The sequence below is a fragment of the Janthinobacterium sp. FW305-129 genome, assembly GCF_020858115.1.
Taxonomy (GTDB): Bacteria; Pseudomonadota; Gammaproteobacteria; order Burkholderiales; family Burkholderiaceae_D; genus Janthinobacterium.
Genome location: NZ_JACYMM010000001.1, coordinates 497,891 through 510,182 on the forward strand (window position 1 = coordinate 497,891; position 12,292 = coordinate 510,182).

General features: G+C 66.7%; 10 protein-coding genes. All 10 read right to left on the reverse strand.

What is annotated here, in order from left to right; all coding sequences use genetic code 11:
• Window positions 1-2: 2 nt before the first annotated feature.
• Entirely contained in the window at window positions 3-452 is a 450-nt protein-coding gene (locus IGS61_RS02155; RefSeq protein ID WP_230538084.1) for a DUF6678 family protein, read from the reverse strand.
• Window positions 449-1,156, reverse strand: coding sequence for a DUF6058 family natural product biosynthesis protein (locus tag IGS61_RS02160; RefSeq protein WP_230538085.1), 708 nt, complete (start codon window positions 1,154-1,156; stop codon window positions 449-451). Before IGS61_RS02160 ends, IGS61_RS02155 begins: the two co-directional genes overlap by 4 nt.
• A 43-nt stretch (window positions 1,157-1,199) precedes the next feature.
• On the reverse strand, window positions 1,200-2,429 hold the full coding sequence (gene purT / locus IGS61_RS02165) for a formate-dependent phosphoribosylglycinamide formyltransferase (RefSeq protein WP_230538086.1): 1,230 nt from the start codon (window positions 2,427-2,429) through the stop codon (window positions 1,200-1,202).
• 106 nt (window positions 2,430-2,535) lie between these two features.
• Window positions 2,536-3,033 carry a VOC family protein gene (locus IGS61_RS02170; protein ID WP_077404119.1) on the reverse strand — a complete coding sequence of 166 codons (498 nt, stop codon included), beginning with the start codon at window positions 3,031-3,033 and terminating at the stop codon, window positions 2,536-2,538.
• A gap of 67 nt (window positions 3,034-3,100) precedes the next feature.
• Entirely contained in the window at window positions 3,101-4,516 is a 1,416-nt protein-coding gene (locus IGS61_RS02175) for a TolC family protein (protein WP_230538087.1), read from the reverse strand.
• Window positions 4,506-5,849 carry an HlyD family type I secretion periplasmic adaptor subunit gene (locus IGS61_RS02180; RefSeq protein WP_230538088.1) on the reverse strand — a complete coding sequence of 448 codons (1,344 nt, stop codon included), beginning with the start codon at window positions 5,847-5,849 and terminating at the stop codon, window positions 4,506-4,508. The genes IGS61_RS02175 and IGS61_RS02180 overlap by 11 nt, the downstream gene beginning before the upstream one ends.
• A complete protein-coding gene (locus IGS61_RS02185; RefSeq protein ID WP_230538089.1) occupies window positions 5,846-8,047 on the reverse strand; it encodes a type I secretion system permease/ATPase in 2,202 nt (733 codons plus the stop codon). Before IGS61_RS02185 ends, IGS61_RS02180 begins: the two co-directional genes overlap by 4 nt.
• Window positions 8,048-8,150: 103 nt before the next feature.
• Window positions 8,151-11,201 carry a calcium-binding protein gene (locus IGS61_RS02190; protein WP_230538090.1) on the reverse strand — a complete coding sequence of 1,017 codons (3,051 nt, stop codon included), beginning with the start codon at window positions 11,199-11,201 and terminating at the stop codon, window positions 8,151-8,153.
• A gap of 310 nt (window positions 11,202-11,511) precedes the next feature.
• The gene (locus IGS61_RS02195; RefSeq protein ID WP_230538091.1) at window positions 11,512-11,679 is read right to left on the reverse strand and encodes a hypothetical protein; all 168 of its coding nucleotides are present in this window, start codon (window positions 11,677-11,679) and stop codon (window positions 11,512-11,514) included.
• Between the two features lie 69 nt (window positions 11,680-11,748).
• Complete coding sequence (locus IGS61_RS02200; protein WP_230538092.1) at window positions 11,749-12,285, reverse strand: hypothetical protein; 537 nt, start codon at window positions 12,283-12,285, stop codon at window positions 11,749-11,751.
• Window positions 12,286-12,292 lie beyond the last annotated feature (7 nt).

The window sequence follows — 12,292 nt, forward strand, 5'->3', positions numbered from 1 at the left end:
AATTAGTCGGCAGGCGGGAAGTCATGGTAGGAACGGGGCAGATAGCCCCAGATGCGCGCCACCCGCTCGCGCACCTCGAAATCGAAGCCGATGCGTTCCAGCTCCGGCACGATCCACACGCCATGGTCGATGATTTTCTTCGGCAGCAGCATGGCCACGTGTTCTTCCGAGGTCAGGCCGATGTCGAACCATTCCACGCCCAGGAACGGGAATGGCGGGTGGTAATCCCACTCCGTGTCCCAGCGCGAGACGTAGCCGGACACGGAACCGTAGCGGTAGGACGGCACCCAGTCGGTGCGCCCGCGCATGAAGGCCAGCAGCTCGTTCCACTTGCAGTCGTTGGCGGCGCCCGCCAGGTTGCGCCGCGCGATATGGCCGCGCAGCTTGCGCTTAATGTCGTCGCCGCCGGCGTCGGCCAGCGGCAGGCTGTGCTGCGTCGCTGAGGCAGTCATGCGGGGTCCGTTACGGCCACGCGCATATTGGCCCGCAAATCCTCGACCAGGCGCTTGCGGCTGCTCAAGGGGTATTCGACGGGAGAAAAAGGCATGGCCGCCGCGGCATAGGCATCGATCAGCGCACGCATTTCCTGCGCCTGCTGCTGCGGCAGCAGCGTCTTGCTGCCGTTTTCACTTTGCTGCGCGAGCTTTTCCTGCAGCACTTCCTTCCAGGCGATGTGGGCTTCCGACATGGGATTGGCCACGCACAGGGAAAACGTGCCGTTCAAAAAATATGTCCAGGCGCTGTCGGTACGGGCCAGTAAACCGTCGGCGATCGGGGCGCCCCTGTCGTCGAAACTGTCGCGCAGGCGCCAGGTCGTCAGGTTCAGGGTCGCCAGCGCGGCCGCATAGCGCGACGTAAATTGCGCTTTCAGGCGCGCTTGCGCCGTTTCCGCTCCCTCGGCGAGGGCGTGGCGCGCAATGGCGATCCATCCCAGCTGGGCCGGCGGAAAATAGCGGCCGGCCCTGGACCCGGGTGCCGCCATGGCGCCAAAGACGAAGGAACACAGATTGCCGCCGTCATCGACCACGTATGCAGGCGCGGGAACCAGGCCAGCCCGGATCAGGGCATCGATTTCGTCCATGCCCATGGCGGCGGCTGCCGCCAGCTGCGTCTCGTCCAGATAGTGCTGCGCGAGATAAGTATCGAGTTCCGTCATGCCCCGGCTTCCATGTTGATGACTGTTGTATCGGTAAACAGGCTTACTTCGCCACCGGCTTCACTTTGGACGCGGCCAGCACGGCGCGCTGGCGGGCCGTGTCGATATCGTCGGCCGTGGCCAGCGCCACGCCCATGCGGCGGCGGGCGAACGATTCCGGCTTGCCGAACAGGCGCAGGTCGGCGCCCGGCACATTCAAGGCATCGGCCACGCCTTCGAAGGCGATGCCTTTCGCTTCCAGCTGGCCGTAGATGACGGCCGAGGCACCGGGCGAGCGCAGCGCCACGTTGACGGGCAAGCCGAGGATGGCTTTCGCGTGCAGCTCGAATTCGCTCTGCACCTGGCTGGCCATGGTGACCATGCCCGTGTCGTGCGGACGGGGGCTCACTTCCGAGAACCACACCATGTCGTCCTTGACGAACAGCTCCACGCCGAACAGGCCCAGGCCGCCCAGGTTGTCCGTCACCTTGCGGGCGATCTCGCGCGAACGCTCAAGGGCCAGCGGCGCCATGCGGGCCGGCTGCCACGATTCCACGTAGTCGCCGTGCACCTGCAAATGGCCGATCGGCTCGCAGAACTGCGTTTCGATCTGGCCCGAGGCACCGACGGCGCGCACCGTCAGCAGGGTGATTTCGTAGTCGAAGTCGATGAAGCCTTCGACGATGACCCGGCCCGTATCGACCCGGCTGCCGCTGGCCGCATACGCCCACGCCGCATCCACGTCAGCGGCGCTATCGAGCTTGGACTGGCCCTTGCCCGACGACGACATCACTGGTTTGACGACGCACGGGAAGCCGATTTCCTGGCAGGCGGCCTGCAGCTCCTGCAGGCTGCTGGCGAAGCGGTAGGGAGAAGTCGCCACGCCGAGCGTTTCGGCGGCCAGCGTGCGGATGCCTTCGCGGTTCATCGTCAGCACGGCCGCGCGCGCATTCGGGATGCAGGTGATCTGGCCCGCCGCTTCCAGCGCCGCCAGGGTCTCGGTGGCGATGGCTTCGATTTCCGGCACGATCAGATCCGGCTTTTCCAGGTCGATCAGCGCGGCCAGCGCCACGCCGTCGCTCATGTCGATCACGTGCGAGCGGTGCGCCACCGGGTGGCCCGGCGCGTTCGGGTAGCGGTCGACGGCGATCACTTCCACGCCCAGGCGCTGCAGCGCGATGATCACTTCCTTGCCCAGTTCGCCGGAACCCAGCAGCATGACCTTGATGGCGGTGGAAGACAGGGGCGTGCCGAAAGTGCGGGGCACGATGGTGTTGCTGGTGCTGATAGTCATGGGCAGGGTCAATCTGGCAATGGAAAGATGGCCGGAACTATAGCAAATGCCGGCCATCTTGGACAGGGCGTGCCGCTGGCGTGCGCCCCCTGCCCCGCGTGGCCGGCTAGCCCGCGTACGCGCGCTTGATCTGCTCTATGTCGATCTTTTTCATGCCCATCATCGCTTTCATCACACGCCCGGCCTTGACGGGGTCGGGGTCCGTCAGCAGGCGGATCATGAGGGTGGGCACGATTTGCCACGATACCCCGAACTGGTCCTTGAGCCAGCTGCATTGCTGCGCTTCCGGCGGCCCGCCCCGGGACAGCAGGTTCCAGTAGTGGTCGACTTCATCCTGGGTTTCGCAATTGACCTGGAACGAGATCGCCTCGGAAAACTGGAATTGCGGCCCGCCGTTCAAGCCCGTAAACGTCTGGCCATCGAGCTCGAAGGCCACCGTCAGCACGCTGCCCGGCTCCTGGCCGTGGATTTCCTTGCCTTCCTCGCCGTAGCGCAGGATCTGGCCGATCTTTGAATTGGGAAATATTTCCGTATAAAACCGGGCCGCCGCCTCGGCGTTGCCGTTGAACCATAAACATGGGGTAATCTTTTGTACGCTGTGCATGATGTCTCCCTTGGTCGAAGTAGAAACACCTTCCCTGTGCGGGAAGGCCAGTGCTCCATCATAGTCACTATCGCGCCGTCGAGGCGCGCAATTTGCCGCCGCTTGCGCCACCCTCTTGCGCGATATCGCCGCGTCCCAGCATGCCGGCGCTGGCCAGCAGGCGCAGCCGGGCCGAGCGCCATTCCGCCTGGCAACGGATGCGCTCCTGCTGTGCTTCCAGCAGGGCCGACTGCGTATTCAGCATTTCCAGGATATCCGCCGCGCCCAGGCCGAACTTGCGCTGCACGCTGGCCAGCGCGTCCTGCGCCGCATCCAGCCATGTCTGCGCCGCGGACAGGTTGGCCAGGGCCGTGCTCGCCTCCGCATGCGTCCTGACCAGGTCCATCAGCGTCTGCTGCTGCACCTCCTGCGCCTCCGCTTCCCTTTGCTCGGCCTGCGCCTGCGCGCCGCGCACCTTGTAGTGGCGCGCAAAGCCGTCGAACAGGGGAATGTTGAGCGAGATGCCCACCAGCGTTTCGCGCGTGGAAGCCGGCGACAAGCCCTGGTTGGGCCGGCCGTTCTGGTAGATATTGGCCGTCAAGTCGATGCTGGGCCGGCCTTCCGAGCGGGCCACGGCCAGCCGCTCGCGCGCGGCCGCCAGCTGCGCCTGCGCCGCCACGATGGCCGGATGCCGTTCCCTGGCCAGCGCCAGCCAGGCGCTCAAGTCGTCACGCCAGCCTGCGCCTGCGCCCGAGCCCGCCCCTGCGCCATCCCCGTCGTCGTCCACCAGCACCGCCGTGCCGGCCGGCAAGCCCAGGGTGTACACCAGTACGGCGCGGGCCTTGCGTTCGTCGCCGTCGGCGCGGCTGGCGCCCAGGGCCGCCTTGGCCAGCGCGCTCGTCGCTTGCAAGGTGTCGCTGTGCGAGCCCAGGCCCCGCTGTGCGCGCCGCTGCGTCGCTTGCACCGTTTCCTGGGCCAGCGCCTCGTATGCCTGCCGCATCCGCACGCTGGCCCGCGCCGTCTGCATGTCGAAATACGCGCTGACCGTCGCCGCCAGGGTCTTTTGCAGCACGGCGTCGCGGTTCGCCAGGGCCGCATCGAGCAAGGCCTGCGCCGATCGCTGGCCCGCCGCGCGGCCGCCAAAGTCGAACAAACGCCAGGACAGGCTGAGCGAACCCGTATTGCTGTCCAGGCTGCTGGAAGCCGTTCTGGCGCCGGGATAGGCCGTGCGGTCATGCACGCGGCTCAGGCTGCCATTCAGGGTGGGCAGATAGGCGGCCCGCGCTTCGCCCACGCCGGCCGCCTGCAGCCGGATGCCGGCCCAGGCGCCGTGCACCTGCGCGTTGCGGCACAGGGCCAGGTCGACGGCCGCCGGCAGGGTCAACGGCACATCGCCCTCGTACGTGGACGGGCATGGCGCGGCGTCCAACATCTGCGCCCGGACTGGCGCGGCGGCCAGGAACAAACCGGCGGCGAAGAAAATGGCGGCGTGCCTAGCGTTCATGCAGCGCCTCCTTCTGGTGCTGCACCAGCGGCGAGAGCACGTATTCGACCACCCTGCGCGTGCCCGTGCGGATTTCCGCGCGCACGGCCATGCCGGCCGACAGCGGCACCAATTTGCCGTCGACGGCGATGGCCGGCTGCCGCAGCGTGATCCTGACGGCGTAGACGAGGCCCTTCTTGTCATCCTCGATGGCGTCGCGCGACACGCTGCTGACGACGGCGGGCACGGTGCCATACTTTGTGTAGTCGAAGGCGTCGACCTTGATGGCGACCGCCTGCCCTTCCTGCACGAAGCCGGCGTCGCGGTTTTCCAGCATGGCGTCGATTTCCAGCCTGCCCTGGCGCGGCACGATCTGCATCAGCGGCTGCGCGGCCGGCACCACGCCGCCCACCGTATGCAGCTTGAGCTGCTGCACCGTGCCGTCGACGGGGGCCGTCAGGCGCAGCAGGCTGCCGCGGGCGCCGGCGCGGCGCGCATCCTGGCCGCTGGCGGCCGCCACCCTGGTCCCCTCGGCCAGCGCGTCGTACGCATCCTTGCGCGTCTGCGCGACCAGAGCCCCGCGTTCGCTGCGGGCCGACGCCAGCTGGCCCGCCAGATCGATGCGCGCCTGCTCCTTTTCCAGCCACGCGTGTTCGGCCACGTCGCGCGTCCCGGCCAGCGCCCGGTAGTCGCCGGCGCGCTGCACCGCCAGCGGCAGCGCCTGCGCATAGCGCGCGATTTCGCCATCGAGATGGGCCAGTCTGGCGCGGAAACTCGCGTACTGGCCGTCCACATGCGCCTGCGCGGCGGCGACGTCGGCGGCGGAAGCATCCGCGGGCGGCGCCAGCTTCGGCGCGCGTACGGTGTCGACGGCGGCGATCAGCGCGCGCGAGCGGGCCATCTGCAGCGCGGCCGCCACGGCGTCGCCGGCAGCCTTGTCGCGCTCGGCGTCGGGGCCGCGGCTGTCGAGCTCCACCAGCAGCTGGCCCGCTTTGACGGCTTGCCCCTCCCGCACGTGCAGGGCGCGCACGGCGGCCACATCGACGGAAGCGATGGTCTTGGTATTGCCGGACGGAATGATCTTGCCCGCCGCATTGACGATGATGTCGACCTTGCCGAACACGGCCCACAGCACCACGCAGCCGACGAGCAGCATCAGCACGCGCGCCGTGAAGCGCAGCGACGGCGACACGGGCCGCTCCTGCAGCGCCAGCGCGGCCGGCAGGAAGGCCGCCTCGTCCTCGCTCAGCACGGGACCGCCCAGGGTGGCGCGGATGCGCCAGCTGTGCCGCAGCACCTGGCCATAGCGGGCCAGCAGTTCGCCATACGCGGCCAGGCGGTGGCCGGCGCTCATGTTGCGTCCCCTGTTGCGCTCCCGGTCGTGCCCTGCTGCAAGCCGTACAAATGGGCATAGATGCCGCCGGGCCGGGCCAGCAGCGCGTTATGCGTGCCCAGTTCAGCCACCTGGCCCCGCTCCATGACGACGATGCGGTGCGCCTCGCGCACGGCCGACAGGCGGTGGGCGATGATCAGCACAGTGCGGCCCGCGCAAATGCCGCGCATATTGTCCTGGATGATTTTTTCCGATTCATAGTCGAGCGCGCTCGTCGCTTCGTCGAAAATCAGGATGCGCGGGTTGCCGACGAGGGCGCGGGCGATGGCGATGCGCTGGCGCTGGCCGCCCGACAGGCCCGTGCCGTGCTCGCCCACCATGGTGTCGTAGCCTTCTGGCAACTCGCAAATGAAATCGTGGGCGCCCGCCAGTTTCGCCACGGCGATGACGGCGTCGATGGGCAGCGCCGGGTCGCTCAGCGCGATATTGTCGCGCACGGAGCGGTTGAACAGGATATTTTCCTGCAGCACCACGCCGATCTGGCGCCGCAGCGAGGCCGTGTCGATGACGGCGATATCCTGCCCGTCGATCAGCACCCTGCCACGTTCGGGGATGTACAGGCGCTGCGCCAGCCGCGTCAGGGTGCTCTTGCCGGAGCCGGAACGCCCGACGATGCCGATCACTTCGCCGGGCGCGATGGCGATCGACACGTCGCGCAGTACCTCGGCCGCGTCGGGCCGGTAGCGGAAACCCACCTGCTGGAATTCGATGGCGCCCGCAATGCGCGGCATGCGCGCCTTCTGGCTGCCTACGTTCAAGCCGCCCGATTCCGTGCGGGCATTCAGGATATCGCCCAGCCGGCTCATGGAAATGCCCACTTGCTGGAAATCGTTCCACAGCTGCGCCAGGCGCAGGATGGGCGAGGCCACCTGCCCGGCCAGCATATTGAAGGCCACCAGCTCGCCCACCGTCATTTTCCCGTCGATGACGAGGGTGGCGCCCCACCACATGATGGCCGCCGTCACCAGTTTACTCACCAGGGTGACGCCGCCGCTGGCCAGCATGCCGATGTTGTTCGCCGACAAGCCCGCCGACACGTAGCCGGCCAGCTGCTTTTCCCACTGCTGCTGCCAGCGCGGTTCGACGGCCATGGCCTTGACCGTGTCGACGCCGCTGATCGTTTCGACCAGGAAAGACTGGTTTTCCGCGCTGCGGTTGAATTTGTCATTCAATCGCCCCCGCAGCACGGGCGTGAGCAGCATCGACAGGGCCGCATACACGGGAATCGAGGCCAGCACGATCACGCTCAGCGCGGCGCTGTACCACAGCATGGCGGCGATGAAGATGAAGGAAAACAGCACGTCGAGCACCAGGGTCATGGCGTTGCCGGTGAGAAAGGAGCGGATGCTTTCCAGTTCATGGATGCGGGCCACGGAATCGCCCACGCGGCGGGCCTGGAAATACGCGATCGGCAAGGCCAGCAGGTGGCGGAACAGGCGCGCGCCCAGTTCCACGTCGATCTTGCTGCTGGTGCGCGCGAATACATAGGTGCGTATCTGGCCCAGCACGGCCTCGAAGACGATGGCGCACACGAGGCCGATGGCCACCACGTTCAGGGTCTGCATGGCGTGGTTGACCAGCACCTTGTCCATCACCACCTGGAAAAACAGGGGCGTGGCCAAGCCGATCAGCTGCAGCACGAAGGAAATCAGCAGCACTTCGCCCAGCAGCCGGCGGTATTTGACGATGGCGGGAATGAACCAGCTGAAGTCGAAACGGGCCGTCTCGCCCGCGTAGCTGGCCTTGCTGGTAAAAAAGATCAGTTCGCCCGACCAGATGGCGAGGAAATCGTCGCGGCCCAGGATTTGCGGCGGCTGGCCCGGATGCTGGACGAGCACCTTGCTCACGCCGCCGTCGCCCGTGTCGACCTTGCCGAGGATAAAGAACCGGCCGTCGTGGCCGATGGCGATGGCCGGCAGCGGGGCCTGCGCCAGCCGTTCAGGCGCTTGCTGCACCAGCTTGGCCGTCAAGCCCAGCTGTCTGGCGGCCAGCAAGACGGTTTGCCGCGTGAACACGGAATGGCCGAATGCGTGCTTGAGCTGGGCGCCGTCGGCGGCGATGCCGTGCAGGCTGGCCATCAGCAGCAGCGACAGCAAGCCCGTGTCGGGCGCGGCAGGTTCCAAGGGGGACGTATCGTGGCGATATAAAAATGCGGTCATCGGATCATGTCAGAAATTCAATGGCGCAGCCTGGCCGGGGCTGCTCACCCCGGCCAGGCTGCGTGCTGGTGAAACTAGCTGCTCAAGCGATCAACGTCAGCGATCATTGCGCTGCCGCCAACTGGATCTGCGATGCCTGGCCACCGTGGGCCGACCACGGCGCCGATGCCGCCGCCGGCACGGCGAAGCCAGCCATCGCTTGCACCAGCTGTGCAGGATCGGCTTGCCAACTGCCGCTGCCCGCCTGGCTGGCGGCGTTAAATGCCTGGCCGGCGCGCCAGTTCTGCGCCAGCACGGGCGCCAGGGTGGCGGCCGTGCTGGCAGGCAAGGTCAGCTGGCCCAGCGGCGGCGGCGTCAGGCCCGCCATCGCCTGCACCAGGTTTTGCACATTGCTGCCCAGCAAGACGCGGCCATCGGCCGTGCGGAATTCCTCGATGCTGCGCGGCGCGCTGTCGTACCAGCCGTTGACGGTGACTTTGTCGCCGCTGCCGATGGTGCTCACTTCGAGGGCCGTGCCCACTTGGCGGAACCACAGCTGCTCGGCGCTGACGCCGGCCAGGAAGGACACCACGTCGCGGCTGCCCGCCTCGTCCGCCTCGGAAATGGTGTCGGCGCCGTCGCCGCGGGCGAAGATATAGGTATCGCTGCCCAGCGCGCCGGAGAGCGCGTCGTCGCCCCTGCCCCCTTGCAGGGTATCGTTGCCCAGGCCGCCGGCGAGGATGTTCTTGAGCTCATTGCCGCTCAGGAAGTCCGCGAAAGTGCTGCCGACGACGGCGTTGAAGTTGGCCAGCACGTCGACGCCGGCCCGCGCCGCCAGGGGCGCGCCGACGGGCGCGAAGGCGGCCGTCACGCCTGCGCTGGCGCCGTTGTAATTGAGCAAGTTGCCGGCACCACCACCGTCAAGCACGTTGCCGCCGGGCGTATTGACGAAAAAGTTGTTGCTGGTGTAGGCGCTGCCCGTCACCGTCAGGCCGCGCGCGTTCAGGCGCACGTTTTCCACATTGTCGGCCACCGTGTAGTTGACCGTGGTGTACACGGTATCGTTGCCGCCATTGCCCCGTTCCACGATGAAGTCGCCGCCGTGGTTGACAAAATAGCTGTCGTCGCCGTGCAAGCCTTCCAGCAAGTCGGCGCCGTAGCTGCCATTGAGCAAATCGGCGTTTTCCGTGCCGACGACATACGTTACCGTCGGCTGCGTGGGACCGTTGAAGTGCCAGGCCTGGGCCAGCGCGGGCGCCAGGATGGCGGCGGTGGCGGCCGGCAAGGTCAGCTGGCCCAGCGGCGGCGGCGCCAGGTTCGCCATCGCCTGCACCAGCAGCCCCACGTCGGCGCCCAGCAGGACATGGCCGGCGGCCGTGCGGAATTCCGCGATGCCGGGGACGGCCCCGTCCCAGCCGCGGATGGTGATCTTGTCCGTGGTGCCGATGGTGCTCACCTCCAGGTCCGCCCCCACCTGGCGGAACCACAGCTGGTCGAGGTTGACGCCACCCAGGAAGGCGATGGCGTCGTAGCCCGTATCCGGTGCCGACGCGGCGATGACGTCGGCGCCGTCGCCGCGGGCGAAGACATAGGTATCGTCGCCCAGGCCGCCCGCGAGGACGTCGGCGCCCTGGCCGCCTTGCAAGATGTCGTGCCCCCGGCCGCCGCTCAGGGTGTTGTTCAGCTCGTTACCGGTCAGCACGTCGTTGTAGGCGCTGCCTTCCACCGTGGAAAAATTGACCAGTTCGTCGCGCCCCTGCTGTACCGCCGGGGCACTGTTGGCGGAGACGAGGCGCACTGTCGCGCCAGTCCTGGAACCGGCATAGCTGGCGGTATTGTTCGCGCCGCCGCCTATGAGCAGGTTGCCGCCGGTCACGTCGACATGGAACACATTGTAGGAGCCGCTGCTGCCTGCCACCATCTGGCTGCCTGCGCTGATATGCACTTCTTCGACATTGGCCGGCAACGTGTAGCTGCTCGTGCTGACATACACGGTGTCGCGTCCGCCGTCGGCCTCTTCGACGACCACGTCATTGACATGGTTGACATAATAGATATCGTCGTTGCCCTGGCCGGCCATCAGGTCGGCGCCCGCCGTGCCCCTGATGATGTCCTTGTACACGCCGCCGACGAAGGGGCCGCCATTGGTCGGCAGATCCGTCCCGTCGATGCGCCAGTTCTGCGCCAGCGCCGGCCACAGGAGGCTGGCGGTGCCGGGAGGCAAGGTCAACTGGCCCAGCGGCGGCGGCGTCAGGGCCGCCATCGCCTGCACCAGGTTTTGCACGTCGCCGCCCAGCAGCACGCGGCCGTCGGCCAGGCGGAATTCCTCGATGCGGGGCACGATGCCGGCGCTGTACCAGCCGCTGATGCTGATCTTGTCCGTCGTGCCGATGGTGCTCACTTCCAGGGCCGTGCCCACCTGGCGGAACCACAGCTGGTCGATGCCGACGCCGGCCAGGAAGGCGACGACATTGTGGCCGCCGCCCTCGGGCACTTCGTGGATGTTGTCCGCGCCGTCGCCGCGGGCGAAGATATAGGTATCGTCGCCCACCATGCCGGCCAGCAGATCATCGCCCTTGCCGCCGCGCAGGGTATCGTTGCCCATGCCGCCGATCAGCGCGTTCTTAAGTTCGTTGCCGGTCAGGACATCGTCGAACTTGCTGCCCGTCAGGCCGACGAAATTGAGCAGCACGTCGGTGCCGGGCGCCGCCGGCAGGGGACCGTTGGCGCCCGACAGGGTGGCGGTCACGCCCGCTGCAGCGTAGGCATAGCTGACCGAATTGCCCGTGCCGCCACCGTCGAGCACATTGCCGCCCGGCGCATGCACATAAAAGGAGTTGTTGTTCGTGGCGCTGCCCGTCACCGTCAGGCCGCTGCGGCTGAGGTGCACGTTCTCGACGTTGTCGGCCACCTTGTAATTGACGCTGGTGTACACGGTATCGTTGCCGCCGTTGGCCAGTTCGACGATCACGTCGCCGCTGTCGTTGACGTAATACGTGTCATCGCCGGCCAGGCCTTCGAGCACGTCGGCGCCCGTGGTGCCGGTGAGCACATCCGCGTTCGCCGTGCCGGTGAAGCGCTGCGGGGCGGCCGCGACACCGTTCAGGTATGCCTCGATGGCGGACATGCCGTCGTCGGCGGCGGTGGAAGTTTGCGATGCAAATTTTTCAGTCATGTTGCAGTTTCCTGTCATTAAACGTCAAAACCAAGAGTGAATATGTCGGCGCAAGCTGACATGCAAGGCAAAAGTCCCGGCCGCCTCCACTTGCAGTTCAGCGTGCACCTTCAACGGTCCGGCACTTTCGGCGCAGGGACGGCGCGCGATTGAACGCCGCCTCGCATGCACGCCTTATTGACGTTCAAGCGGGTATCACACTGTTATTTGTCATGCAAATGTCACACTGCAGGGAGGGAAGAAGAGCAAGACGGGGAAGGAAGCACGCGGGCGCGCCCGCTGCGAGGGGGGCTGTTATGGGGGTCTGTTTTCAGGCGGCTGGGAGAAAGCTCTCGCCGCGCTGGGCGCCATCGGCGCGCTGCTGGTGCTGATCAGCATCGATGGCGTGGCGCTGGTGCCGTATTTGCTCAAGAAAAGAGAACTTGACGACGCCTGACAAAAACGTCGCGAGCGGAAGGTAGAGGTGGTCGAGAAGCACAACCGTACTCAGGTACGGTGAGCATCGCAGGCCATCTGTACCGACGCGCAGCAGGTTTCGGCAGGCGTCCTAGGCGTCGAGGCCGTAAAACACGGCCACCAGGATGGCGATATTGTTGCAGGCGCGGGAAAATGTCGTTGTTGCATAGGCAACAGCGACGCCCGGCTCGCGGTAGCGCAGGTAGACAAAGCTGAACATGGCGCCCGAGCCCAGCGCGACGATGGCGTGCAGCAGGCCGCCGCTGATGAAATGCACGATGGCCCACAGGATGGCGCCGATGAAGATGCTCAGCTGGCGCGTGGCGCCCAGGCGCTTGAGGATTTCCAGCGGCAGCAACTGGCCGAGGAAGGTTTCCAGGATGGGAGAATAGATGACGACCCAGAACACCAGCAGCGGCAGCGACATTTCGCGCTTGAACTTGGCCAGGCCCGTGTGCGCGCCCCAGTATGCGGGCGGCAACAGCCATTTGGTGAGGAACAGGATGGCAAAGCACAGCATGCAGGTGAGCAAGCCCCAGCCGAGGCCGGCCAAGGCCTGGTGCAGCACGGGCGGCGCGGGCTTGTCGTCGTCCGGGCTGGATAGATCGTGGCTGCTGCGCACTTGCATGAGTAGT

Bases quoted from the DNA above. Each gene is read 5' to 3' on its own strand.
- IGS61_RS02155 (WP_230538084.1), bottom strand. From the start codon at position 452: ATGACTGCCTCAGCGACGCAGCACAGCCTGCCGCTGGCCGACGCCGGC.
- IGS61_RS02160 (WP_230538085.1), bottom strand. From the start codon at position 1,156: ATGACGGAACTCGATACTTATCTCGCGCAGCACTATCTGGACGAGACG.
- purT (WP_230538086.1), bottom strand. From the start codon at position 2,429: ATGACTATCAGCACCAGCAACACCATCGTGCCCCGCACTTTCGGCACG.
- IGS61_RS02170 (WP_077404119.1), bottom strand. From the start codon at position 3,033: ATGCACAGCGTACAAAAGATTACCCCATGTTTATGGTTCAACGGCAAC.
- IGS61_RS02175 (WP_230538087.1), bottom strand. From the start codon at position 4,516: ATGAACGCTAGGCACGCCGCCATTTTCTTCGCCGCCGGTTTGTTCCTG.
- IGS61_RS02180 (WP_230538088.1), bottom strand. From the start codon at position 5,849: ATGAGCGCCGGCCACCGCCTGGCCGCGTATGGCGAACTGCTGGCCCGC.
- IGS61_RS02185 (WP_230538089.1), bottom strand. From the start codon at position 8,047: ATGACCGCATTTTTATATCGCCACGATACGTCCCCCTTGGAACCTGCC.
- IGS61_RS02190 (WP_230538090.1), bottom strand. From the start codon at position 11,201: ATGACTGAAAAATTTGCATCGCAAACTTCCACCGCCGCCGACGACGGC.
- IGS61_RS02200 (WP_230538092.1), bottom strand. From the start codon at position 12,285: ATGCAAGTGCGCAGCAGCCACGATCTATCCAGCCCGGACGACGACAAG.